A 22,864-nucleotide genomic window follows, 5' to 3' on the forward strand; every position below is an offset into this window, starting at 1 on the left:
CTATGAATATCCGGGATGGGGAGGCATGCCTGGTTCGTGCGTACTCCTGCCGTCAGTGGGTTCAATCCTTCATCTGCAAGGCCCACTGCCGGGCATACAGCCCGTCCAGGGCGAGCAGTTGTTCGTGGGTGCCCTGTTCGAGCACCCGGCCCTGATCGATGACCAGGATCCGGTCGGCGTGGCGCAGGGTATTGAGGCGATGGGCCACGCTGATCACCGTGCGGCCCTGGGCGATGCCCTGCAGGTTGGCCATCACCGCCGCTTCCGACTCGTAGTCCAGGGCGCTGGTGGCCTCGTCCAGGAGCAGGATCCCGGGGTTGCTCAGCAGCGCCCGGGCCAGGGCGATGCGCTGGCGCTGGCCACCGGAAAGCTGGCCGCCGCGCTCGCCGACCTGGGTCTCGTAGCCCTGGGCCAGGGCTTCGATAAAGGCCGCCGCTCCCGCCAGGCTGGCCGCATGCTGCACTTCGGCATCGCTGGCCTGGGGCCGGCACAGGCGGATGTTCTCGGCCACGCTGCCGGCGAACAGCACGCTTTCCTGCAGCACCACGCTCATGTTGCGGCGCAGGGCCACCGGGTCGGCGATGGCCAGGTCGATGCCGTCCACCAGCACCCGGCCGTGCTGGGGCACATAGAGGCGCTGCAACAGGCGCGTCAGGGTCGACTTGCCGGAGCCGGAAGGCCCGGTGATGCCGACGAGTTCCCCCGGCCGGATCTCCAGGTCGAGGCTACGCAGGACTTCCTGGCCGTCCTCCTCATAGCGAAAGCGCACACCCTGGAAACTCACCCCGCCCTGCAACGCCGGCACCGAAGCCAGGCCGCCGCTGCCGCTTTCGCACTCAGTGTCGAGAATGTCGCCCAGGCGCCGCAGGGAAATCAGGGTGTGCTGGAAGTCCTGCCAGACCTGGGCCAGGCGCAGGATCGGCTCCACCACATGGCCGGCCAGCATGTTGAAGGCCACCAGTTGGCCGGGGCTCAGCTGGCCGTCCAGCACCAGCATCACCCCCCACCACAGCAACAGCGCCGCGGTGAGTTTCTGGATCACGCCGATGCCTTGGCCGGCCCAGATGCCGACGATGCGGGTGTGGAACGCCGCGCGCACATAGGCCGCCAGCTGGCGTTGCCACTGCTGCTGGAAGCCGCTTTCGATGGCCCCGGTCTTGATGGTCTCGATGCCGGTCACGGCCTCGGTGAGAAAGGCGGTGTTGGTCGCGTTCAACTCGTATTCGCGCAAGGCCCGGCTGCGCAGCAAGGGCCCCACGCACAGCCAGAACAGGAAGTACAAGGCCAGGGAGCCGACCACCACCCAGGTCAGCAGCGGCGCGTAGGCATACATCACGGCGATGAACAGCCCGCAGAAGGCCAGGTCCAGCACCAGGGTCAGGGCCGAGCCGGTGAGGAACTGGCGGATCTGCTGCATCTCGCCGACCCGGGCGATGATCTCGCCGGTCTGCCGCCCCTGGAAATAGCCCAGCGGCAGCTGGATCAGGTGCTGGTACAGGCGCGCGGACAACTCGGCGTTGATCCTGCTCGCCACGTTGCTGAACAGCCAGGAACGCAGCAGGCCGAACAAGGGCTCGAACAGCGCCAACGCCAGCATGGCGATGCCCAGCACCTGCAGGCTGGACAGGCCGCGGCTGACCAGGACCCGGTCGATGATGTTCTCGAACAGCAGCGGCGTGACCAGCGCCACCAGTTGCAGCATCAGCGACACCAGCAGCACGCTGCGAAACTGCCGCACATGCTTGAGGATCGACGGCAGGAACCAGCCGATGCCGAAACCGCGCGCCCTGGGTTCGACATGCCGCTCGGCCAGCAGCAGCACCTGGCCCTGCCAGAGCGCTGCCAGTTCCTCGCGAGACAAGCTCTGGCACTGCCCCTGCAACGGCCAGAACAGCCGCACCTGGTCGCCGTCCACCGCGTCCAGCACCGCCCAGCCCTGGGAGGTTTCCAGCAGGGCCGGCAACGGCAGGTGCTGCAAACGCTGCACCTGGCTTTGCAGCGCCCGCGCCCGCAGGCCGATCCAGCCGGCGCAGCGCCGCAGGTCGAGGCTGTCGGCCAGGCCCTCGACCCGCCCCAGGCGGTGGTTCAGTTGTGCCACGCTGATGCTCAGGTCAAACCGTCGGGCGGCCCAGGCCAGTGCATGCAGGCCGGTATCGAGGACAGTCGGCGACTGTTCGGCCGCGGGATTGAAGGCTGTGGTCATGCTCAACGCTCCCGCAACGCTTCGGACTGATACTCGCGAATCGGACTCAGCAGGTAATTGATCACCCGCCGCTCGCCCGTGCGGATCTCGCCGGTCACGCTCATCCCGGCCTGCAAGGGCATCCACCCCTGCCCCGCGGCGATCGCGGCGCGCTCCAGGCGGATCCGGGTCGGGAACACCAGACCCAGCTGTTCGTCCTTGATGGCGTCGCCGGAGACATGCTCGACCGTGCCGCGCAGGGTGCCGTAGCGGGTGTAGGGAAAGGCGTCGACCTTGATCTCCACCGGCTGCCCGGCCCTGACGAAACCGACGTCCTTGTTCAGCACCATGACCTCGGCATCCAGCTCGGCGCCCTCGGGCACGATCACCAGCAGTTGCTGCGCCGGCTGCACCGCGCCGCCCAGGGTATGCACGGCCAGTTGCTGGACCACCCCGTCCACCGGCGCCAGCAGGGTTTGCAGGCGCTGCCGGTCGCGGCCGCGGATCAGTTGCTGTTCGAGCACCGCGACATCCTGGTGGCTGCGGTTGAGCAGGTCGTGCTGTTCGCGCTGGGTCCTGGCCAGGAAGCTGTCGCGCTGCTCCCGGCGGTTCTGCGCCTGGGCCTTGAGCACCTGCAGCTCGGCATGTTGCTGGGCCAGGGAACGCTCGACCTCCAGCTGTTCCTTTTCCTGCTCGAGCAATTCGACCCGGGGCATCAGTTGTTCGGCCGCCATCGCCCGGCGCGCATCGAGGCGCCGGCGGACGTTGCTGGCCAGCTTGCCCAGGGCGGCGATCTCGCCATTGCGGGCCCGCTGGTTGGCCTGGTTGATGGCGATCTCGGCATTGAGGCTGTCGAGGTTGGCGCGGATCTCCTTCCAGGCGCTCGCCAACTGTTCCCGCGCCGCCGCGAGCTGTTCCGCGTCCAGACCGTCCGGCGCCTGGTAGCTGCCCAGCGGGTCCGGGGTCAGCAGCGCGCGGGCCCGGGCCAGCTCCAGGCGCTTGAACGCCAGTTGCGCGCGCAACTCGCTCAATTCGGCGTCGATGCCGATCGGGTTCAGCGCCACCAGCACGTCGCCGGCCTTGACCCGCTGCCCGTCCCGCACATGGATGGCCCGCACTTCGCCGGCCTCATGGGCCTGGATCACCTTGGTGTAGCTGGAGACCATCAGGCGCCCGGCGGCGCTGGCATGGATGTCGAGGAAACCGAGGATTGCCCAGCCCAGGGCCAGCAGGATCGACAGGATCAACAGCAGTGCCGTGCCGCGCGCCCAGGGCGCGGGCGGGCGCTCGACGATCTCCAGGTAACCGGGCTGGAACTCGTATTCGTCGCGGCTACGCCCCCGCAGCGCCGGCGCCTCGCGCAGCTGCTGCCAGGCGCGTCGCAAATGGGTCAATGCGCCGAGCATCATTGGGCCTCCTTGCGCAGCGCCTGTTGCAGCGCCCACAAGCGCGCATAACAACCGCCGTTGGCCAGCAGTTGCTGATGGCTGCCCGACTCGCTGATACGCCCCTGCTCCAGGGCGATGATGCGTTGGCAATGGCGGACCGCGGACAGCCGGTGGGCGATGATGATCACCGTGCGGCCCTCGGCGATGCGCGCCATGTTGTCCTGGATCAGCGCCTGGGATTCGTCGTCCAGGGCGCTGGTGGCTTCGTCGAAAATCAGGATCCGCGGATCGCCCATCAGCGCGCGGGCAATGGCGATGCGTTGCCGCTGGCCTCCGGACAGGGAACTGCCGGCTTCGGCCAGCACCGTGTCGTAGCCCAGCGGCAGGCGCAGGATGAAATCGTGGGCGCCGGCCAGGCGCGCCGCGGCGATCACGCTTTCCAGGGACGCCGTGGGATGACGCAGGGCGATGTTGTGCCGCACGCTGCGGTTGAACAGGTAGTTTTCCTGCAGCACCACGCCGATCTGGCTGCGCAACCAGGCCGGTTGCAGCTGCTGCAGCGGCATGCCGTCAATGAGGATGCGCCCGGCATCGGGGGTATAGAGTTTTTGCAGCAGGCGGGTCAGCGTGCTCTTGCCCGACCCGGACGGCCCGACGATGCCCAGGGTCTGGCCGGCGGCGATGTGCAGGTCCAGGCCGCGCAGCACCAGCTCCAGTTCCGGGCGGTAGCGGAACATCACTTGCTCGATGCGCACCTCGCCGCGCAGGGCCTGCGCCGGGCGTTGGTCGCCCTCGGCCTGCTCCACCGGCAGGTTGAGCATGTCGCCCAGCTTGTCCACCGACACCCGCACCCGGACGAACTGTTGCCAGACCTCGATCAGCTTGGCCAGGGGCTGGCTGACGTGGGACAGCATCATATTGAAGGCGATCAGTTGGCCAATAGTCATCTGCAGGTCGATGACCTTGCTCGCGCCCCAGCAGATCACCGCCACCGCGGTGACTTTCTGCAACAGCGTGACCATCTGGCTGATCGCGCTGCCGAGGGTCTGGCTGGCAAAACCGGCCTCGACCATCTCCGCCGTCTGCGCCTCCCAGCGCCGCTGCATGCGCGGCTCCACCGCCAGGCTCTTGATGGTTTCGCTGCTGCTCACGGTCTCATTGAGAAAGGCCGTGTTGCGCGCGGCGCTGTAGAACTGCCGTTCGATGCGCTTCTCCAGCGGGCCGCTGCTGGCCCAGGCCAGCAGCACATACAGCGGCAGGGTCAGCAGCACCAGCAGCGTCAGCGGCCAGGAGATCCAGGCCATGACCGCAAAAAACACCAGGGTGAAGGCCACATCCACGCACAGGGTCAGCAAGGAGCCGGTGAGGAACTCGCGGATGCTGTCCAGCTCCTGGACCCGGGTGATGATCGCGCCGACCTGGCGCTGCTTGAAGTACAGCAGCGGCAGGCCGAGCAGATGGCGGAACAGCTTGACCCCCAGGCCGATATCGATGCGATTGGCGGTGTGCGCCGAGAGGTATTCGCGCAAGCCCTTGAGCAGCACCTCGAACAGGCCGACCACCACCAGGGTCATCACCAGCACGTCGAGTGTCGACAGCGCCCGGTGCACCATGACCTTGTCCATCACCGCCTGGAAGAACAACGGCGTCGCCAGGGCCAGCACTTGCAGCAGCAGCGAGCACAGCAGCACTTCGCCGAGTATCCGCCGGTGGCGCAGCAGTTCCGGAACGAACCAGGACAGATCGAAGCGCAGGCCGCCCTGGCGCAGGCGAATCACCTCGCCGCTCCACTCTTCGGCCAACTGCGCGCGATCGAGCACATCCGGGGTATGGGCTGAGGGTCGCTGGATCAGCGCCTGCGCGTCGGACAACCGGGCCAGCAGGATGAACGCGCCGCTGCGGTCGCGCCAGACCAGGGGCAGCATCTTCGGGGTCAGCCGGGCCAGCGCCAGACGCTCCAGGCGCAGGTCGGCACCGGCGCCCCGGGCGTAGTCCTTGAGCGCCCGGCGCAGGTCGCGTTCGGTTCCCGGGTCGGCGGCCTGTGGCGCGCGCTCCTGGGTCAGTTGCAGCAGCAGTTGGCAACAGGCCAGGGCCGAGTGGACGGCCGCCGTGGCGGAAAGCTCCGCCATGGCGGGGCATTCGACCAAGGCTGGCTGCGGGGGTATTGCGGGATTGACTGACATAGACCGCTCGTTTCAAGACCCGCGCTGCAAGAACGAGGGTGCATGGAGATACGAAACCAGTCTGCGGCAGCTACCCGGCAATGATAATCAGCCACGGGGTTGAAAGCTTTTAAGTAAAACTTAATCAGCCGGAGCCTGGCCTTGGCTCGGGTCATGTTCCAGGCCAAAAAAAAAAGCCGGACTCGCGTCCGGCTTTCTGTCAGCTCATGGCTCAGGCGGCATCCTGCCGGTGCAGCAGCACCCGGGTCACTCGCCGCTCTTCCACCGTCACCACCTGCAGTGTCCAGTCCTGCCATTGCAGTCGGTCGCCAATCACCGGCAAGCGGTCCAGCAGGCTCATCACCAGCCCGGCCAGGGTCTGGTAGTCCTCGGTCGGTTCGGCGTCGAAGCCGGTGCGCTGGCGGATTTGCGCCAGGTTCAAGGCGCCGCTGACCATGAAACCGCCCTGCTCTTCGACAATGTCCGGGCCTTCGATCTCGCTGGCGTCGGGCAGCTCGCCGGCGATGGATTCGAGGATGTCGGTCATGCTCAGCACGCCGACGAAATCGCCGAATTCGTTGATCACGAACGCGATGTGGGTGGAGGCCTTGCGCATCTGCTCCAGGGCGTTGAGGATCGAGAAGCTGTCCAGCAGGTTGATCGCCGTGCGCGCCAGGTGTTCCAGGTTCGGCTCGTTGCCGGCCAGGTATTCCTTGAGCAACTCCTTCTTGTGCACGAAGCCCAGCGGCTCTTCCACCGCGCCGTCGCGAATCAGCGGCAGGCGCGAGTAGGACGAATGCATCAGCCTGTTGCGGATGGCTTCGGCATCGTCGGCCAGGTCGATGTAGTCGACGTCGGCACGCACCGTCATCAAGGTGCGGATCGGTCGCTCGGCCAGTTGCAGCACGCCGCTGATCATCACCCGCTCGCGGCGGTCGAACAGCTCGGCGCTCGGCGCTTGGCCATTGTCCAGCAGGTCGGCGATCTCTTCGCCCACCTCCTCCACCGCCAACTGGCGACCGCCGAGCAGGCGCATCACCGCGTGGGCCGTGCGCTCGCGCATCGGCCGCAGGCCCTGCATGGATTTCTTGCGGCGGGCACGGGCGATCTGGTTGAACACCTCGATCAGGATCGAGAAACCGATGGCCGCGTACAGGTAGCCTTTCGGAATGTGGAAACCCAGGCCTTCGGCGGTCAGGGCAAAACCGATCATCATCAAGAAGCCCAGGCACAGCATGATCACCGTCGGGTGGGCGTTGACGAAGCGGGTCAGCGGCTTGCTGGCGACGATCATCAGGCCGATGGAAATGATCACCGCGATCATCATCACCGCCAGTTCGTCGACCATGCCCACAGCAGTAATCACCGCGTCCAGGGAGAACACCGCATCGAGCACCACGATCTGCGCAACGATCGGCCAGAACAGCGCGTAAGCGGCATTACCGGCGCGCTGGCTGACATGGCCTTCCAGGCGTTCATGCAACTCCATGGTGGCCTTGAACAACAGGAACACACCACCGAACAGCATGATCAGGTCGCGACCGGAGAAGCTCTTGCCGAACACCTCGAACAGCGGCGCGGTCAGGGTCACCAACCAGGAAATGCTCGCCAGCAGGCCCAGGCGCATGATCAGCGCCAGGGACAGGCCGATGATCCGCGCGCGGTCACGCTGGTGGGGCGGCAACTTGTCCGCGAGGATCGCGATAAACACCAGGTTGTCGATCCCCAGCACCAGCTCCAGCACGATCAGGGTCAACAGGCCAAGCCAGGCCGTGGGGTCCATTATCCATTCCATAAAACGACTCTATCTCTCCAGTGAATTCAGGCAGCCGGACACGGCAAGGCAAGGCCACAAGGCCTTTGAACGGCGAACGCAGGCCAGCGCCCAACGGTCGCGACGACCGGCGGCGAGCAGCGAAAAACAGCGAGTTCGAGGTAACGTCCGCGCCTTATGACTGGCGAAAGGCACCGTGAGGCGGATCGAGCGGGGAAAGGCTGAGGCGTCCAAAGATAAGGACGACTGGGAGGCTCCGAGAGGGTGTTCATGCAAGTCCTGTGAAGAAAAACGGACTTGAATCCTACAACCCCAAGGGGAATTTCCCATGGGGAAATCATTTCAAAATCTTATCGGGGTGTCTGGCCACAGCCATCGCAGGCAAGCTCGCCCCAGCAAAAGCCAGCCTGCCCGTGCGACTCAATAGCGTCCGGGCAACAGCCCGAGTTCCACCAATTTGATATCGGTGTCACCCACCACCTGCACATGCTGGACGTTCTTCTCGTCCATGATGCCGGGGCAGGCAACGACAATAGCGCCCTTCGATTGAGTGGGACGCAGCTCGGCGACTTCCGGAAAATCGGCCGCCGACAGAGGGTGCGGGCAATAACCGATCCAGCCGATGGTCTGCCGGTCCTGGAACACCCGCTGCTTGCGAAAGTACTCGTTGGGAGCGGCCACGCCCCAATAGATTTCCGGCCAGAGATCGACCACTGCGTTCATCAACTCGACAATGCCCTGTCGAGGATCCTGCAAGCAACGGACCAGTGTCCCGGCTTCGGAAAACTCGATGCCCGCGGGCAACGAACCACCGCTTCGTGCGTGATAGGTGATCGAAAGCCCGCCCTTGAGCGGGTCGGGTATCCCGTTCCACAACACAAAACTCATGTCGTTGACGTCGAAGTCCGAGTCTTTCCAGGAGGCTATTTCACGCCGCAAGTTGCTCGGATCGAGGAGCACATTGTGCGTCAGGCCGTCATCCTTGCCTTCGGCGCACAAGAACCAGTTCTTGAGAATGGGGTCGATCTCGCCTATCGCCTTGAGAAAGGCCAGGCTCCTGTCGATTTGTTCCTGCTCGGTAACCTGGGCAATCTTCTGCTTATCAAAGCTCAGCTTGAAATTGAAACGCTTGAATGTGTCCATGAGCACTCCGTACGGTCTCAAGTCATCTTGCGTAGGCGCAAGAAACACCGATAGAACGCCGCATCGCGGGCATCATTCACCTACCTCCGCAATGGGCTTCTGACCTGCTCGATATACCGCGCCACCGCCGGGGCCTTTTCGAAGCGGCGGTGGATCAGCGACAGCCAGGACGCAGCCGTGCTGCCCTGGATCGACCGGTACAACACATTGGGCAGCCCCACGTGCCCGACCACCGATTCCGGCACCACGGCCACCCCCTGCCCCAGGGAGACCAGGGCCAGCACCGCCACCAGGCCGCCGGGCTGCGGCCCCAGTTTCGGCGCGTAACCGCCCTCGGCGGCGACCTGCAAGGTGCCGCTGATCTGTTCCGGAAGCACGAAGGTCTCGTTGTGCAGATGGGCCGGGGCGATCTCCGGCAAGCGCCCCAGCCACGACTCGGCGGGCAGCGCCAAGACAAAACCTTCGCCATCCAGGCGGACCGCCTCCACCCCTTCGGGCAGGGTCATGGGCGAGCGGATATAACCGATGTCGAACCGCCCCTCGGCCACCAATCCGGGCAATGCCGCCATCGGGCTTTCGCGCACGCTCAGGCTGACGTCCGGGCAGTCCTGGCTGAAGCGCTGCACCTGTTTTTGCAGCAGCCCCGAATACACCGCCGAGGCCACGTATCCCAGCTCGATATGGCCGATTTCGCCACGCCCGGCGCGCTGGGCGTTACGTTGCGCGAACTCGAACTGGCGCACCGTGGCCTCGGCCTCGCGCACCAGGGCCGCGCCGGCCTCGGTCAGGCTGACCTCGCGCTGCTGGCGCACAAACAAGCGGGTGCCCAGGGCCTGTTCCATGTCCTGGATCTGCCGGCTCAGGGTTGGCGGCGCGATGCCCAGCTGTTCGGCGGCGCGGGTGAAATTGCGTTGCCGGGCCACCGCCAGGAAATAGCGGAAATGACGGATTTCCATAAGTGCATTAGCTCAAAGGTAATAAAGTGCTCCAGCTCGCCTAACAGAACGGGCGAAAGCCCGGGATAAGCTGGCCAGACCTTCACAGTAGAGAGCCCACGCCATGCACGTCAAACCACTGTTTCTGGCCATGATCACTTGCTGCAGCGTGCCCACGACTTTCGCCGCCGAGAAAGACGCCGACGTTGCCCAGAAGGCAATCCTCAATTTCGCCACCGCCCAACAACTGCTCAAGGCCGCCCAGGAAACCGCCTCGGCCAAGGGCTGGCCCTGCGCCGTGGCGATCGTCGACGACGGCGGCTGGCCGATCCTCAGCGCGCGCATGGACGGTGCGCCGGTGGTGGCCGGCATCGAACTGGCCCAGGGCAAGGCGCGGACCTCGGCATTGTTCAAGCGCCCTTCCGGCGACCTGGAAAACGCCATCAATGGCGGGCGCCAGGCGGCCATCACCTCGGGCCTGCTGATGATGAAAGGCGCGCAGCCGATCCGCGTCGACGGCCAGGTGATCGGCGCCATCGGCATCAGCGCCGACACCCCGGCCCACGACGATGAAATCGCCCAGGCCGCCCTCGCCGCGCTGGGTCAACGGGTGCAGCCATGAGGCCGGCCAGCCCGCGCCTGACCCTGCTCACCGCTTCCGGGGTGTGCTCGCTGATCGTGCTCGACACCAACATAGTCGCGGTGACCCTGCCGAGCATCGCTCGCGACCTGGGGGCCAACTTCGCCGATATCGAATGGGTGGTCAGCGCCTACATGCTGGCCTTCGCCGCGCTGCTGCTGCCGGCCGGCAGCCTGGCCGACCGCTTCGGACGCAAGCGCACCCTGCTCTGCGGCCTCGGGCTGTTCATCCTCGCCTCCCTCGGCTGTGGCGCCGCGCCCAACGTGCTGTTGCTCGATATCGCCCGGGCGATCAAGGGGGTCGGCGCGGCGCTGCTGCTGACCTCGGCCCTGGCCACCATCGGCCACACCTTCCATGACGAGGTCGAACGAGCCAAGGCCTGGGCGTTCTGGGGGGCCTGCATGGGCGTGGCGATGACCGCCGCGCCCACCGTCGGCGGCCTGATCACCGAGTTCATCGGCTGGCGCTGGATCTTCTACCTCAACCTGCCGGTGGGCGGGCTGCTGGTGCTGATGGTGTTGCGCGCGATACCCGAGTCCCGCGACACCCAGGCCGCCCGTCTCGATCCCTGGGGCAGCCTGGCCTTCAGCGCCAGCCTGCTGTGCCTGATCTGGGGCCTGATCGAAGCCAATCGCATCGGCTGGAGCCACCCGCTGACCTACGCCCGACTATTGGGCGGCGTGGCGTTGCTCGGGCTGTTCGTGCTGATCGAGCGGGTGCAGCGCCGGCCCATGGTCGACCTGCAGCTGTTCCGCCATCCGCGCTTCATCGGTGCCCTGCTGGGAATGTTCGCCTACGCCGGCTGCGCCCAGGTGATGATGACCCTGCTGCCCTTCTACCTGCAGAACGGCCTGGGCTTCTCGGCGATCGCCTCGGGGCTGGGCATGCTGCCGTTCGCCCTGACCATGTTGATCTGCCCGCGCATCGGCGTGCGCCTGGCAACGCGTTATGCCCCGGCGACTTTGATGGCCGCCGGCCTGACCCTGGTCGGTTGCGGCAACCTGCTCGCCGCCTGGGCCGTGCAGGCTGGCGGCTACCTGAACTTTGCCCTGGCCATCGCGGTGACCGGTGCCGGCGCCGGCCTGCTCAACGGCGACACGCAGAAAAACATCATGGCCTGCGTGCCCCGCGACCGCGCCGGCATGGCCTCGGGCCTGAGCACCACCATGCGCTTCAGCGCCATCATGCTGGCCATCGGCGTGTTCGGCGCCCTGCTCGGCAGCCATACCCAGCAACGCCTGCACGCCAGCCTGGGCGCAAGCGCCGCGCAATGGCTCGACCAGGCCCAGGCCATCGCCTCCCGGGTGGTGGCCGGCGACATGCCCGCAGCCCTGGCATTGCTGCCCGACTCGGCGAAAGAGCTGGTCGAACCGCTGGCCCGCCAGGCCTTCGTCGACGGTTTCGGCGTGGTGCTCGGGGTGGCCGGCCTGCTGGCGCTGCTGGCGGCGGTAACGGTGGGTACGCTGATGCGCAATCCCATCCCGCAGCCGCGGCCTTTGACCCTGAGCGTGGAGTGAACACTCATGGGGCTCGCCCCCTCTCGCGTTCAAGGTGCGGCAACTCTGTATCAGGCCAGTCATGATCTGCCCGGCACCAATAAAACCTCAGGGTGTTCTATCGCCCATTCTTTTGAGGCCAACTGCCAGGCTATTAGATAAATACTCACAACTTGTAAGCCTACCCGCCCTTTTATGGGGCACCGATAAACTTCCATATGGCAAACAGGCCGCTTTGCCATCCGAACAGCAATAGATAAGGCGAATTATGAAGGTACGGTTAAATTCATATATTTATCCTCCCGAGCATTCCTGTAATATTCGCCCACTTAACGTCTTCACCATTCGTAAATGGCAAAGTGCCTGCAGGATTCAGAGTTACGTTAAAAGCGCTCGGCATCGAAACAGCCATTTCCGGGACCTACCTCGGAAAGTGGCCTGCCAACTATCTCTCGCAAGAAAACAGCCCCATCTCATGGTTTTTTCTGGCAACGAGTGGCGCCCATCGGCAAGGAGCCTCATCACGGGGGCGGCCCTGCATGCATGCTCCGTCGGGGGTACGGCATGACAGGGTTAGGATTCACATGAATTAGAGGTGTGCTGATTTTGAATATTGTTCCCCGGCCTCAGATGAATGCTGACGCGGATGAAATTGATCTGTTTGCATTGTTCCAATCCATCTGGCAGCAAAAGAAGCTGGTAATCGGTTGTACCGTTGCCGTGACACTGGTGGGCTTGGCTTATGCGCTATTGGCTCCCCGTGTATATGAGGTGAGCAGCGTATTACGCCCAGCCGCCCTGAATGAACTCGACGCCCTCAATCGCTCGGAAGTCTACAAACTGCCGCCCGCAGATGCCTTGTCCAAGGTCGGCGCAGCACTTGAGTCCTATGAAACACGACTGGACTTCTTCCGCTCGCACCAGGATCTGTTCCAGGCTTTTAAACGCCCTGGGCAAACCCTTGAACAGAGTTTCGAGGACTTCAACCGGGACTCGATCAATCTGATCCTTCCGGATCCGAAGATCACCAACGCCCTGAGCAGCTACATCAAGCTGGAAATGCAATATCCCAAGGATGTCAACGGGGTAGAGATCCTCAACGGTTTCGTCGAATACGCCATCGATGCTGAACGGGAACGCATTGGCGCCGACCTCAAGGTCATCGTCAACAACCGGCTCAATGAACTCAAAGGCAAGATTGCCGCGGCGCGCTCCAACTATGAAACCGACAAGGAATCGAAAATCGCGGCCTTGCTCGAAAGCGATAATATTCGCCGCGCGCAGCTCGAGGACGAACTCAAGGCCTTGCGCGGGCAGTTGAAAGAACAGCGCAAGGACCGTCTGGCCGAACTGGCCGAAGCGATCACCATCGCCAAGTCGATGGGCATCCGTACGCCGACCACGCCATCCTCGATGTCCGACGCCTCCCGCGCCGGCTCGACCCAGGTGATGCGCACCGAGGTCAACACTCAGAGCATCCCGCTGTACTTCATGGGTTATGAAACCCTCGAGGCCGAGCGTGCAGCCCTGCAAAAACGCACCTCTGACGATTTCACCGAGAAGCGTATCGCCGAAATCGGCAAGGAACTGCAGATGCTGCAGGTCAACCGCCAGGTGCAGGAACTGAACAAGCGTTCCAACGAGGACATTTTCCTGAAGGACGTCTTTCCGCTCAGGGCTGAAGTGGCTCGCCTGCGCAACCTGAACATCGATATGGACCGGCTGAAACTGGTCACCATCGATCGCAAGGCCTTGCAGCCAGTAAGCCCGGTCAAGCCCAAACGAGTACTGATCGTCATGCTGTCGCTGGTATTGGGCCTGATGCTCGGCGTGGCAATCGCCCTGATCCGCCGGCTCATCCACTCGTACAGTAACCGCGCATCGCACCACAATGACCTGCTCGCCACCCCGGTATTGTTGGACCAGTCCGGCAACATTCGGGGCAAAGGCAACGATAGGCCGCAGTAAGCGGTTCGATCCGCCAAACCTGGAACACCTTTTGGGCGACCGCGATGGTCGCCCAAATTGTTTCAAGCGTCCCGAAACACAGGCGGCTCAGAACCCCCTACCCTTGATCGACGCCATGACCCGCTCGGCGTTCTCGGAACAATCCATGCCTTCCGGACGATCGCGTATGTTGTCGATGATCTCCAGCAGTTGCGCCTTGCTCTGGGCCAGATGCCGCTGCATATCCTCGATCTGCCCGACCTTGCGCTCCAGGCTTTGCAGCAGGGCCTGATGGTCAAGGTCACTCGACTCGCAGCCCGGCAGCAGTTGCTTGAGTTCGTCCAGGCTGAACCCGGCCTGCTGGGCGCACTGGATGATCTCCAGGGTCTGCAGGATCTGCGGAGGGTAACGGCGATAGCCGTTGGCCTGGCGCTGGACCTGGGGCAGCAGGCCCTGGGCTTCGTAAAAACGGATGCGCGATGCCGCCAGCCCGCTGAGTTGTGCCAATTGGCCAATGTTCATTTCGACCTCGATAACCTGCTTGACATTAAAGTTAACTTTAAGCTTAGCCTCAGGCCTCCACTGATGAGGAGTCAAGCATGTCACCCTTTCAAGCCTTGAATTTGCCCAACGGCCAGACGATCGGCAATCGCATCGCCAAGGCGGCGATGGAGGAGAACCTCGCCGACCGCCGGCAGGCACCCTCCGCGGCTTTGATCCGGCTCTACCAGACCTGGGCCGAGGGTGAGGCCGGGCTGATCCTGACCGGCAACGTGATGATCGACCGCCGCGCGATGACCGGCCCCGGCGGCGTGGCCCTGGAAGACCAGCAGCACCTGGAGCAGTTCCGCCAGTGGGCCCGTGCCGGTCGTGCCAAGGGCGCGCAGTTCTGGATGCAGCTCAATCACCCCGGGCGCCAGACCATGGCCAACCTCGGCCAGCAGGCCCTGGCGCCATCGGCGGTGGCCCTGGACATGGGGCAGTTCTCGAAAATGTTCGCCGAACCCAGGCCCATGAGCGAAGAGGACATCGCCGAGATCATCCAGCGCTTCGCCAACAGTGCCTGGCTGGCCGAACAGGCCGGTTTTTCCGGGGTGCAGATCCATGCCGCCCACGGCTACCTGATCAGCCAGTTCCTCTCGCCCCTGACCAATCGCCGCACCGATCAATGGGGCGGCTCGCAGGAAAACCGCGCGCGTCTGCTGGTAGAGGTGATCAAGGCGGTACGGGAGAGGGTTTCGGCCACGTTCTGTGTCTCGGTCAAGCTCAACTCCGCCGACTTCCAGCGCGGCGGCTTCGATGCCGGGGACGCGCACCAGGTCATCGAGATGCTCAACGGCCTGCCGGTGGATCTGCTGGAGCTGTCCGGCGGCAGCTACGAGTCCCCGGCCATGCAGGGCGAGGTGCGCGACGGCCGGACCCTGGCGCGCGAAGCCTACTTCATCGAAATGGCCAGCGAACTGGCGCCCGTGGCGCGGATGCCGGTGATGGTCACCGGCGGCATCCGCCGCCTGCCGGTGGTGCAGCAAGTGCTGGACAGCGGTATCGCGATGGCCGGCATCGCCACCGCCCTGGCCCTCGAGCCAGCCCTGCCCCGGCTCTGGCGCAGCGGCCAGCACAGCCATCCGCAACTGCCGCCGCTACGCTGGAAACGCAAGCCCCTGGCCTCCCTGGCGACCATGGCCATCGTCCGCCTGCAGATGCATCGCCTGAGTCGCGGGCGCGCGCCCAAACCTCAAGTACGCCCCTGGCTGGCGCTGCTGCTCGACCAGTTGAGCAGCGCCAGGCGCACGCGCCAGTACCGACAGGAAATGGCCAGGTAATAGCCGATGCAAGAGCGCCAGCAAGGGGGCGCTCTTGCCCGCTCTCAAGGGAACGGACGGGGCGCCTGAGCAAACGCATCCGTCCGTCGGCTGGTAATGTTCAATTCGCGCAGCGGATCGCAAAAAACCAGCAGCATACCCAGCAAAAAAAATACACCGCTGCTAGGATTCCTGGCGGACCTCCCCCCCTAATAATAAGGAGCAACACATGAGAGTCGTCCCCCTTGCCCTGGCTTGTGCCCTCACCCTCGGACTCGCCGGTTGCAACTCCATCGCCGGCAAGACCAATACCCTGAGCGATGAACAGATCAAATCCCAGACCAGCGGCGCCCTGGGTTATGCGCCCTCGGACGTCAGCATCGTCAGCCGTCGCACCGAAGGCACCAACACCTACGTGGCCTTGAAAACCAACGACAACAAGGAGTTCAACTGCATCATCAACGGCGGCAATCTGCTCACCCTGGGCATGACCAACCCGCCTTCCTGCGCCAGGAAAGGCGAAGCCATCCGTTCCGCTCCTTTCGGCGGCTGAAACGCTGATCCGGGGGCAGTCGTCGGCCGGCTCACGGCCGGACTGCCCTCACCCCATCACACCCCATCGATATGCCGGTACTGTGCATCCAGCTGCTGCGCCAGCTCGCGAGCGCGGCCGAGGCGGATCGGCCCGCGTTCGATATCGATCAACAGGGTCGGACAACCCAGGCGCTCCAAGGGCGGCAAGGTCTTGAGCCGGCCATCGGTGAGCAGCAGTACCCGTTGCTGCTCGGCCGGGTAACGCTTCTGCCGCGAGACCAGCCACCGTCCCGCCTCGGCCAAGGCCGCCAGCAACGGCGTGCCGCCGCCCGCTCCCAGGCCGTCGAGCCAGGCGCGCAAATCCTTCGAGGCCTTCAGGCCCTGCACCTGCCAGTTCGGCGCGCGGCCGCTGGCGGTCAGCAAGGCCAGGCGTGCGCGCTGCCGGTAGGCATCGTCGAACAGCTGGGCCAGCAGGCCCTTGGCATCGCTCAACGCCTGATGGCGGCGGGTCGAGGCCGAGGCATCGACGACCACCAGCCACAGCTCATGGGGCGAACGGCTGCGCAGGTGCCACAACAGATCGTCACGCTGGCGGGGCCGGCCGTTGAGCAAGGTGCCGGGCCAGTTGATCGAGCCGTGGACGGCCGCGCGCGCGCGGCCTTGCCTGCCCTTGTCCAACCGCCCGGCGCGGGACTTGGCATTCGCCCCCGCGTCGGACCGGGGGCGAATGCCTAGGGCTTTTTTGGCCAGCTCGGCACTTCACGCCGGGCGCCGGTGGCCAGCGCCTGGGCCGGCAATTCACCCCATTGGCCCTGGCCTTCGGCGGGGCTGGATTGGGCCGGGGATGGCGCGGGAGACAGCTGCGGCGGATGCGCTGCGCTCGGCGGGTGGTCGCGACGGCGATGGCGCAGAGCGAATTCGGCCACGGCGTCTATGTCCTGCTCCTCGATGGCCCGGGCACCGCGCCAGGCCGCATGGGCGCGGGCGGCACGCAGCCACACCAGGTCCGCGCGCAGGCCATCGACGCCGGCGGCGAAACAGCGCTCGGTGATCCGCTCCAGCGCTCGATCGTCCAGGGCAATCTCCGCCAGCAACCCCCGCGCCTGCTGGCAGCGTTGGCGCAGCGCCTCCTGCTCGGCGGCCCACTGCTGGCAGAAGCCCTGGGGATCGCTGTCGAAATCCAGCCGCCGGCGAATGATCTGCCCCCGCTCAGTGGGCGGCGTCTGCCCGCTCAGGGCGACATTCAGGCCAAAGCGGTCCAGCAGTTGCGGACGCAGCTCGCCCTCTTCCGGGTTCATGGTGCCGATCAGCACGAACCTGGCCGAATGCCGGTGGGAAATACCGTCGCGCTCGATCAGGTTGGTGCCGCTGGCGGCCACGTCCAGCAGCAGGTCCACCAGATGGTCCGGCAGCAGGTTCACTTCATCGACGTAGAGCACCCCGCCATCGGCCTTGGCAAGCACGCCCGGGGAAAACTGCGCCCGGCCTTCGCCCAGCGCCGCGTCCAGGTCCAGGGTGCCAACCAGGCGCTCTTCGGTCGCGCCCAGGGGCAAGGTGACGAACTGCCCGCTCGCCAGCAGGTCCGCCAGGCCGCGGGCCAGGGTGGACTTGGCCATGCCCCGCGGGCCTTCGATCAACACCCCGCCGACTTTCGGGTCGATGGCCGTCAGGCACAGCGCCAGTTTCAGGTCATCGGCGCCGACCACGGCGGACAGCGGGAAATGTGGGGTATCGCTCATGTCGGTTCTCGATAAAGGGGTGCACGAACATCAATCGATGTAGCCGCTGCCGCAGGCTGCGATTGACGACGCAGTCGGCATAAAACAGGCGACGCTTTGGCATCTGACCGGCCGCGTTGCCTGCCCCAGCGGGCCCAGCGGGCCCTGCGGGCCCGATCGCAGCCTGCGGCAGCGGCTACAGGGGCATCAGCCATCTTCTTCTATATCCAGCAACAGGTTTTCCAGGGCCTCGCGGTACTCGCCGGGCGCCTGCCACATCCCGCGCTGCTGGGCCTCGAGCAGGCGCTCGGTCATGTCGCGCAACGCATGGGGGTTGTGCTGCCGGATGAATTCGCGGGTCGCCGGGTCCAGCAGATAGGCGTCGGCCAGCAAGGCGTACTGGTGATCGTCGATCAGTTCGGTGGTGGCATCGAAGGCGAACAGGTTATCCACGGTGGCGGCCATTTCAAAGGCGCCCTTGTAGCCGTGGCGTTTCACCCCTGCGATCCACTTCGGGTTGGCCGCGCGGGAGCGGATCACCCGGTTCAGCTCTTCCTTGAGGCTGCGGATTTTCGGCAGGTCCGGCTGGCTGTGGTCGCCGTGGTAGCTGGCAGCCTTTTCGCCGCTGAGGCTTTCCACCGCCGCGAGCATGCCGCCCTGGAACTGGTAGTAGTCGTTGGAATCCAGAAGGTCATGCTCGCGGTTGTCCTGGTTCTGCAGCACCGCCTGCACCTGACTCAGGCGCTGGGCGAACTGGCCACGGGCCGCGGTGCCTTCGTCGGCGCCGCCATAGGCGTAGCCGCCCCAGTTCAGGTAGACCTCGGCCAGGTCCTCGCGGCTCTGCCACAAGCGAGCGTCGATAGCGCCCTGCACGCCCGCGCCATAGGCCCCGGGCTTGGCGCCGAAGATCCGCCAGCCGGCCTGGCGCTGCGCGGCCTCGGCATCGAGACCGGACTGCAGCAACGCTTCACGCTCGGCGCGGACCTTGGCCGCCAGCGGGTTGAGGTCGTCCGGCTCGTCCAGCGCGGCCACCGCCTGCACCGCGGCGTCGAACAGGCGGATCAGGTTGGCGAAGGCATCGCGGAAGAACCCGGACACCCGCAGGGTCACGTCCACCCGCGGGCGGTCCAGCAGGCTCAGCGGCAGGATCTCGAAGTCGTCGACCCGCTGGCTGCCGGTGGCCCACACCGGGCGCACGCCCATCAGCGCCATGGCCTGGGCGATATCGTCGCCGCCGGTGCGCATGGTCGCCGTGCCCCACACCGACAGGCCTAGTTGGCGCAGGTGGTCGCCATGGTCCTGCAGGTGCCGTTCGAGGATCAGGTTGGCCGACTGGAAACCGATGCGCCAGGCGGTGGTGGTCGGCAGGTTGCGCACGTCCACCGAGTAGAAGTTGCGCCCGGTGGGCAGCACGTCCAGGCGTCCACGACTCGGTGCGCCGCTGGGCCCGGCCGGCACGAAACGCCCGCCCAGGGCATCCAGCAAGCCACGCATTTCCGCCGGGCCGCAGGCATCCAGGCGCGGCGCCACTACCTCGCGCAGGCTGTCGATGATCGCCTTGACCTCGCTCCAGCCGGGCTCGTTCAGTTGCTCGACCTCACCGGCCAAGGCCGCTTCTATCAAGCGCCCGGCAAACAGCTCCAGGCGCTCACGGGTATCGCCGGCAGTGCGCCACAGCTGCTCGCTGAGGTCCTGCAATAACTGTGGCCGGCGCCCGCTCCAGGGTTCGGCCAAGGCGCAGTCCAGCGGATCGAAGCCCAGCTCGAAGGCCTTGGCCAGGGCCCGCAACAGGCTCGACTGCGCGCCCCGGCCATCGCCACGGGGAATGCGCAGCAGGGCCAGCAAGGTGTCGATGCGCAGGCGGCCCGCGGGCGATTCGCCGAACACATGCAGGCCATCGCGGATCTGCGACTCCTTCAGGTCGCACAGGTAGGTGTCCAGGCGCGGCAGCCAGAGCGCCGCGTCGGCCTCGCCGTCGAGCTGCCCGTCCAGTTGCAGTTCACGGTCGATCCGGGTCACCCGCACCAGCTTGAGAATGTCTTTCTGCAACTCGCGGGCGCGGCGCGGATCGAGCAACTGGGCTTCGTAGTACTCGTCGGCCAGCAGTTCCAGGTCGCGCAGCGGGCCGTAAGTTTCGGCGCGGGTCAGCGGCGGCATCAGGTGGTCGATGATCACCGCCTGGGTCCGGCGCTTGGCCTGGGCGCCCTCGCCCGGGTCATTGACGATGAATGGATAGATATTCGGCAGCGGCCCCAGCAGCACGTCCGGCCAGCAGCTTTCGGACAGGCCGACGCCCTTGCCCGGCAGCCACTCCAGGTTGCCGTGCTTGCCGACGTGGATCAGCCCATGGGTGCCGTAGCTCTGGCGCAGCCAGAAGTAGAACGCCAGGTACCCGTGGGGCGGCACCAGGTCCGGGTCGTGATAGACCGCGCTCGGATCGACCTGATAACCGCGCGCCGGCTGGATGCCGACAAAGGTCAGGCCAAAACGCAGGCCGGCGATCATCAGCCGCCCACCGCGGAACATCGGGTCGTTTTGCGGCCCGCCCCACCGTTCCGTCACCGCCAGGCGGTTGGCTTCGGGCAGCGCGTCGAACATGGCCTGGTACTCCTCCAGCGCCAGGCTTTGCTGGCACGGGCGCAGGTCGAGGCTGTCCAGGTCGTTGCTGACGCCGCCGAGCAGTTGCTGGATCAGCGCCGTCCCGCTGTCCGGCAACTCGGCCGGCAACGGATAACCCTCGGCGTGCAGCGCGCGCAGGATATTCAGCGCCGCCGCCGGTGTATCCAGGCCCACGCCATTGCCGATGCGGCCGTCGCGGGTCGGGTAGTTGGCGAGGATCAGGGCGATGCGTTTTTCAGCATTCGGCAGCCGGGCCAGATCGACCCAGCGCCGCGCCAGTTCGGCGACAAAATCCATGCGCTCGGGGGCCGGGCGATAGCAGACCACGTCCGACTGGCTGCGCTCGCTGCGCCAGGCCAGGTCCTTGAAGCTGATGGGCCGGCTGATGATGCGCCCGTCCAGTTCCGGCAAGGCGATGTGCATCGCCAGGTCCCGCGGGCCCAGACCCTGCTCGCTGGCGCGCCAGCCGGGTTCGTTGTCCTGGGCGCAGATGGCCTGGATCACCGGGATATCGCGGCGGAACGGCCGCAAGTGCGGCGCCTCCGGGCTGGACTGGGCAAAGCCGGTGGTGTTGAGAATCACCCCTGCCTGCACTTCATCCAGCAGGTCCTCGACCACCGCCAGGCAACCGGGCTCTTTCAGGCTGGCCAGGGCTATCGGCAGCGGGTTCAGGCCCGCCGCCAACAAGCGCCGGCAGAACTCATCGATAAAGGCGGTGTTGGCCGCCTGCAAATGCGAGCGGTAGAACAGCAGCGCCGCCACCGGCTGGCCAGCCCGCCAATCGGCGTGCCAGTCGCTGAGGGCGGCGCTGCTTTGGTGCGGGTGGTAGATCGCCGTGCGCGGCAGGGTCTGCGGCTCGGACCAAGGGTAATCACGCCCCAGCCAGCCACTGGCCAGGCAGCGGTACAGGTTCAACGCATTGCCCATGCCGCCCTGGCGCAGAAAGTGCCAGAGGCGCTCGCGGTCGGCGGCGGGCACCGTGCTCAGGTCGCTCAGTTCCGGGTCCGGACGATCGTCGCCCGGCACCAGGATCAGCTGCACGCCACGTTGCGCCAGCTGCACCAGTTGCTCGATGCCATAACGCCAATAGGCGATGCCGCCGTGCAGGGAAATCAGGATCACCTTGGCGTGGCGCAGCACCTGGTCGACATACAGGTCGACCGAGGCATGGTTCTGCACCTGCATCGGGTTGGCCAGGCGAAAGCTCGGGTAATCCTCCGGCAGTTGCTGCGCCGCTTCGGCCAGCAGCGCCAGGCTGGAGTCGCCGCTGCACAGGATCACCAGCTCGGCGGGGGTTTGTCCAAGGTCGGCAATGTTGTCATCCGACACGAAACCGCCGGGCTGGGTCCTGAGCAGGTGCATGACTTACACGCTAAGCGCGGCGCGCAATTGCGCTTCGAGCAGGGTCGCGTCCAGTTCCTGGCCGATCAGCACCAGGCGCGTGGCACGGGCTTCATCGGCGCCCCACTGGCGGTCGAAGTGCTTGTCGAAACGCGTGCCCACGCCCTGGATCAACAGGCGCATCGGCTTGTTGGGGATCGCCGCGAAACCCTTGACCCGCAGGATGCCGTGCTGCACCACCAGTTGGGTCAGGGCGTCCAGCAGCAGGCTTTCGTCGGCCTGGGGCAGCTCGATGGAGATGGAATCGAAGGCGTCGTGGTCATGATCATCATGATCGTCGCCATCGTGGTGATGATCGTGATGGCTGTGGCGGCCGTCGATATGTTCTTCCGAGCCGTTGCCCAGGCCCAGCAGCACGTCCAGCGGCAGGCGACCGCTGCTGGCTTCGATGACTTTCACCGCCGGCGGCAGCTCCTCGGCCACTTCCAGGCGCACCTTGGCCAGGTCTGCCGGGCTGATCAGGTCGGCCTTGTTGAGGATCACCAGGTCGGCGCTGGACAGCTGGTCGGCGAACAGCTCGTGCAGCGGCGATTCATGGTCGAGGTTGGGGTCGAGCTTGCGCTGGGCGTCGACCTGGTCCGGGAAGGCGGCGAAGGTGCCGGCGGCCACGGCCGGACTATCGACCACGGTGATCACCGCGTCGACGGTGCAGGCGCTGCGGATTTCCGGCCACTGGAATGCCTGGACCAAAGGTTTGGGCAGGGCCAGGCCAGAGGTTTCGATCAGGATATGGTCGAGGTCGCCGCGACGGGCCACCAGCTCGCGCATCACCGGGAAGAACTCTTCCTGCACGGTGCAGCACAGGCAGCCGTTGGCCAGTTCAAAGACGCGACCGCTGGCTTCTTCCTCGGTGCAACCGATGGAACACTGCTTGAGGATCTCGCCGTCGATGCCCAGCTCGCCGAACTCGTTGACGATCACCGCGATGCGTCGACCCTGGGCGTTGTCCAGCATGTGCCGCAGCAAGGTGGTTTTGCCCGAGCCGAGGAAGCCGGTAACGATGGTGACGGGAAGTTTGGCCAGTGTTTTCATCGGATGCCCTTTGGCAAGGTGGCGGGCATACGGGACGAGAGCCGCGCAGGCAACTGCACGGAAGGGTTCGCCACCGGATCACCCCGCCCGG

At 65.6% G+C, this 22,864-nt stretch carries 16 protein-coding genes; 5 read left to right on the top strand and 11 right to left on the bottom strand.

Features of this window, described 5'->3' with window-relative positions; all coding sequences use genetic code 11:
• Positions 1-61: 61 nt before the first annotated feature.
• The 6 genes from AC3RCP_RS19860 to AC3RCP_RS19885 form a co-directional block, all read right to left on the bottom strand.
• Complete coding sequence (locus AC3RCP_RS19860) at positions 62-2,203, bottom strand: type I secretion system permease/ATPase (RefSeq protein WP_492571021.1); 2,142 nt, start codon at positions 2,201-2,203, stop codon at positions 62-64.
• Positions 2,204-2,205: 2 nt separating this feature from the next.
• Positions 2,206-3,591, bottom strand: a complete 1,386-nt coding sequence (locus AC3RCP_RS19865; RefSeq protein WP_492571020.1) for an HlyD family type I secretion periplasmic adaptor subunit — start codon at positions 3,589-3,591, stop codon at positions 2,206-2,208.
• Positions 3,588-5,699 carry a type I secretion system permease/ATPase gene (locus AC3RCP_RS19870; protein WP_492571019.1) on the bottom strand — a complete coding sequence of 704 codons (2,112 nt, stop codon included), beginning with the start codon at positions 5,697-5,699 and terminating at the stop codon, positions 3,588-3,590. Before AC3RCP_RS19870 ends, AC3RCP_RS19865 begins: the two co-directional genes overlap by 4 nt.
• Positions 5,700-5,964: 265 nt before the next feature.
• On the bottom strand, positions 5,965-7,527 hold the full coding sequence (locus AC3RCP_RS19875; protein WP_492571018.1) for a TerC family protein: 1,563 nt from the start codon (positions 7,525-7,527) through the stop codon (positions 5,965-5,967).
• A 399-nt stretch (positions 7,528-7,926) separates the two neighbouring features.
• Positions 7,927-8,649 carry a hypothetical protein gene (locus AC3RCP_RS19880; protein WP_492571017.1) on the bottom strand — a complete coding sequence of 241 codons (723 nt, stop codon included), beginning with the start codon at positions 8,647-8,649 and terminating at the stop codon, positions 7,927-7,929.
• A gap of 80 nt (positions 8,650-8,729) precedes the next feature.
• Positions 8,730-9,605, bottom strand: a complete 876-nt coding sequence (locus tag AC3RCP_RS19885) for a LysR family transcriptional regulator (protein ID WP_492571016.1) — start codon at positions 9,603-9,605, stop codon at positions 8,730-8,732.
• A gap of 103 nt (positions 9,606-9,708) precedes the next feature.
• Here AC3RCP_RS19885 and AC3RCP_RS19890 point away from each other — a divergent pair, with 103 nt between their 5' ends.
• From AC3RCP_RS19890 to AC3RCP_RS19900, 3 genes are all read left to right on the top strand, one after another.
• Positions 9,709-10,206 (top strand): GlcG/HbpS family heme-binding protein, encoded by a 498-nt coding sequence (locus AC3RCP_RS19890; protein WP_007930475.1) that lies wholly within the window; start codon positions 9,709-9,711, stop codon positions 10,204-10,206.
• Positions 10,203-11,741: an MFS transporter gene (locus tag AC3RCP_RS19895; protein ID WP_101338392.1), complete on the top strand. Its 1,539-nt coding sequence runs from the start codon at positions 10,203-10,205 to the stop codon at positions 11,739-11,741. Before AC3RCP_RS19890 ends, AC3RCP_RS19895 begins: the two co-directional genes overlap by 4 nt.
• Positions 11,742-12,350: 609 nt before the next feature.
• Positions 12,351-13,688, top strand: a complete 1,338-nt coding sequence (locus tag AC3RCP_RS19900; protein WP_256593407.1) for a Wzz/FepE/Etk N-terminal domain-containing protein — start codon at positions 12,351-12,353, stop codon at positions 13,686-13,688.
• An 87-nt stretch (positions 13,689-13,775) separates the two neighbouring features.
• On the opposite strand, the gene AC3RCP_RS19905 is transcribed toward AC3RCP_RS19900, so the two are convergent.
• Positions 13,776-14,189 carry a MerR family transcriptional regulator gene (locus AC3RCP_RS19905; RefSeq protein ID WP_101338393.1) on the bottom strand — a complete coding sequence of 138 codons (414 nt, stop codon included), beginning with the start codon at positions 14,187-14,189 and terminating at the stop codon, positions 13,776-13,778.
• Positions 14,190-14,266: 77 nt separating this feature from the next.
• Between AC3RCP_RS19905 and AC3RCP_RS19910 the strand changes: the two genes are divergently transcribed.
• Positions 14,267-15,490, top strand: a complete 1,224-nt coding sequence (locus AC3RCP_RS19910; RefSeq protein WP_492571015.1) for an NADH:flavin oxidoreductase/NADH oxidase family protein — start codon at positions 14,267-14,269, stop codon at positions 15,488-15,490.
• Between the two features lie 208 nt (positions 15,491-15,698).
• The gene (locus AC3RCP_RS19915) at positions 15,699-16,022 is read left to right on the top strand and encodes a hypothetical protein (protein WP_009044456.1); all 324 of its coding nucleotides are present in this window, start codon (positions 15,699-15,701) and stop codon (positions 16,020-16,022) included.
• Positions 16,023-16,078: 56 nt separating this feature from the next.
• Here AC3RCP_RS19915 and AC3RCP_RS19920 read toward each other — a convergent pair whose 3' ends face one another.
• The 4 genes from AC3RCP_RS19920 to cobW form a co-directional block, all read right to left on the bottom strand.
• Positions 16,079-16,681: a vWA domain-containing protein gene (locus tag AC3RCP_RS19920; RefSeq protein WP_492571014.1), complete on the bottom strand. Its 603-nt coding sequence runs from the start codon at positions 16,679-16,681 to the stop codon at positions 16,079-16,081.
• Positions 16,682-16,734: 53 nt separating this feature from the next.
• Positions 16,735-17,742, bottom strand: coding sequence for a magnesium chelatase ATPase subunit I (locus tag AC3RCP_RS19925; RefSeq protein ID WP_492571013.1), 1,008 nt, complete (start codon positions 17,740-17,742; stop codon positions 16,735-16,737).
• Positions 17,743-17,928: 186 nt separating this feature from the next.
• Entirely contained in the window at positions 17,929-21,702 is a 3,774-nt protein-coding gene (cobN, locus tag AC3RCP_RS19930) for a cobaltochelatase subunit CobN (RefSeq protein ID WP_492571012.1), read from the bottom strand.
• A gap of 3 nt (positions 21,703-21,705) precedes the next feature.
• Complete coding sequence (cobW, locus tag AC3RCP_RS19935; protein WP_053261739.1) at positions 21,706-22,773, bottom strand: cobalamin biosynthesis protein CobW; 1,068 nt, start codon at positions 22,771-22,773, stop codon at positions 21,706-21,708.
• Positions 22,774-22,864 lie beyond the last annotated feature (91 nt).

Source organism: Pseudomonas sp. GW822-FHT05A08, from assembly GCF_058800485.1.

Coding starts and splice junctions, on each gene's coding strand:
- AC3RCP_RS19860 (WP_492571021.1), bottom strand. CDS start 2,203: ATGACCACAGCCTTCAATCCCGCGGCCGAACAGTCGCCGACTGTCCTC.
- AC3RCP_RS19865 (WP_492571020.1), bottom strand. CDS start 3,591: ATGATGCTCGGCGCATTGACCCATTTGCGACGCGCCTGGCAGCAGCTG.
- AC3RCP_RS19870 (WP_492571019.1), bottom strand. CDS start 5,699: ATGGCGGAGCTTTCCGCCACGGCGGCCGTCCACTCGGCCCTGGCCTGT.
- AC3RCP_RS19875 (WP_492571018.1), bottom strand. CDS start 7,527: ATGGAATGGATAATGGACCCCACGGCCTGGCTTGGCCTGTTGACCCTG.
- AC3RCP_RS19880 (WP_492571017.1), bottom strand. CDS start 8,649: ATGGACACATTCAAGCGTTTCAATTTCAAGCTGAGCTTTGATAAGCAG.
- AC3RCP_RS19885 (WP_492571016.1), bottom strand. CDS start 9,605: ATGGAAATCCGTCATTTCCGCTATTTCCTGGCGGTGGCCCGGCAACGC.
- AC3RCP_RS19890 (WP_007930475.1), top strand. CDS start 9,709: ATGCACGTCAAACCACTGTTTCTGGCCATGATCACTTGCTGCAGCGTG.
- AC3RCP_RS19895 (WP_101338392.1), top strand. CDS start 10,203: ATGAGGCCGGCCAGCCCGCGCCTGACCCTGCTCACCGCTTCCGGGGTG.
- AC3RCP_RS19900 (WP_256593407.1), top strand. CDS start 12,351: ATGAATGCTGACGCGGATGAAATTGATCTGTTTGCATTGTTCCAATCC.
- AC3RCP_RS19905 (WP_101338393.1), bottom strand. CDS start 14,189: ATGAACATTGGCCAATTGGCACAACTCAGCGGGCTGGCGGCATCGCGC.
- AC3RCP_RS19910 (WP_492571015.1), top strand. CDS start 14,267: ATGTCACCCTTTCAAGCCTTGAATTTGCCCAACGGCCAGACGATCGGC.
- AC3RCP_RS19915 (WP_009044456.1), top strand. CDS start 15,699: ATGAGAGTCGTCCCCCTTGCCCTGGCTTGTGCCCTCACCCTCGGACTC.
- AC3RCP_RS19925 (WP_492571013.1), bottom strand. CDS start 17,742: ATGAGCGATACCCCACATTTCCCGCTGTCCGCCGTGGTCGGCGCCGAT.
- cobN (WP_492571012.1), bottom strand. CDS start 21,702: ATGCACCTGCTCAGGACCCAGCCCGGCGGTTTCGTGTCGGATGACAAC.
- cobW (WP_053261739.1), bottom strand. CDS start 22,773: ATGAAAACACTGGCCAAACTTCCCGTCACCATCGTTACCGGCTTCCTC.